The organism is Pseudomonas sp. EGD-AK9, from assembly GCF_000465935.2.
In the GTDB taxonomy this organism is placed as follows: Bacteria; Pseudomonadota; Gammaproteobacteria; order Pseudomonadales; family Pseudomonadaceae; genus Aquipseudomonas.
The window spans coordinates 1-1242 of the sequence record NZ_AVOF01000586.1 but is presented as its reverse complement, the minus strand read 5'-3'; the positions used below and the strand labels follow the sequence as shown (position 1 = coordinate 1242).

Sequence of the window (1242 nt, the reverse complement as noted above, 5' to 3'; positions counted from 1 at the left end):
CACAGCACGCCGGCGCCGCCGCTGCCGCGCGGCCACCAGAGGTACAGGCCGGAGACCACCAGCACCACGCCCCAGCCGGCGGCCAGCTCGATCAGGCGGTCGCCGACTGTGCCGAGCAGCAGATCGCCGTGCAGCTTGCGCACCACCGCCTGCAGGTTCCAGGTGGCGTCCTGCACGCCGAGCAGCGTGCCGCGGTAGGGGTCGAGGAACAGATTGAGCTCCTGTCCCCCCTGGCCGATCACGAACTGCGCGCTGCGATCCTCCGCCACCGGCGGCAGGTACTTGCTCACCGCTGCCTGCGGATAGGCTGCGCGAACGATGGCCAGCTGGCGGTCGGCATCCAGGGGCCGTTCGCCCGCCGGCACCTGCAGCAGATCGGCGTACAGCCACTGGTCCAGCTGTGGCTTGAACAGGTAGATCATGCCGGTGATCGACAGCATGACCATAAAGGGGATGACGAACAGCCCGGCATAGAAATGCCAGCGCCAGACCAGGTTGTAGAAAGCGGGCTGCGCGCGCACGCGAGCCCCTGCAACGGCATCGGAGGGTGACGACATGGGAGTTCTCCAGCGTCGCGCGCATGCCGCGCGACGCACTATTCGCATGGTGGGGAATGCCCCGCCAGGGGCAGGCTGATCAGGCGAACAACGGAGAAGCGCGGGGGTTGGCCGAGGGCCAGAGGTAGCGGAGCGGGCGGCGGACCACGAGGCTGACGCCGGGCAGCGCGCGACTGACCGGCAGCAGGCCGAGCAGGCCGAAGAAGGCGGCGAGGATGATGGCGCTGAAGCTGCTGCTCAGGGCGCAACCGGAGCCGGTGGCCGGATTGGGCGCGACCACGCCGGAGCCGTCGAGATCGGCGCCGGCGCCGGCGCCGAAGTTACCCTCGAAGGAGCAGTACTGGCCATCCAGCCCGCTGAGCTGCAGGCCGGCCATCTGGCCGTGGCTGATGGCGCAGACGAACGCGCCGAACAGGATGCTGAAGTACAGCAGCCAGGCGGTCAGCGAGCGGTGTTTGCGGGCCAGTTTCATGGGGCGCGACTCTAAACAGGCGATGGCGGCGCGACACTGCGGTGGATTGCCGCAGCCGAGTGCAAGCCTAGCCGCGCCAGGGGGCATGCGCCAGCAGCTCGGCGCAGCGCGCCTGGACGAACTCGCGCAGCAGGTGCACCGGCCGGCTCAGCTGCGCGCGGTGGGCGCAGACCAGGTTGAGCGGGGTCGGCTCGCCGCGCCACTGCGGCAACA

The 1242-nt window shown here is 69.9% G+C and carries 2 protein-coding genes and 1 pseudogene; all 3 read right to left on the bottom strand.

Translation table 11 applies throughout. The annotated features are described in order from the left end of the window. The coding region (locus N878_RS21270; protein WP_177342924.1) for a PepSY domain-containing protein at positions 1–557 on the bottom strand (557 nt) is incomplete at its 3' end. 79 nt (positions 558–636) lie between these two features. Beyond that, entirely contained in the window at positions 637–1029 is a 393-nt protein-coding gene (locus N878_RS21265) for a DUF2946 domain-containing protein (protein ID WP_021445551.1), read from the bottom strand. Between the two features lie 67 nt (positions 1030–1096). Next, a pseudogene (locus tag N878_RS29675) lies at positions 1097–1242 on the bottom strand (LysR family transcriptional regulator); the annotation flags it as partial.

What these genes read in the sequence shown, in the direction of transcription:
- N878_RS21265 (WP_021445551.1), bottom strand. Translation starts at nt 1,029, where the DNA reads ATGAAACTGGCCCGCAAACACCGCTCGCTGACCGCCTGGCTGCTGTAC.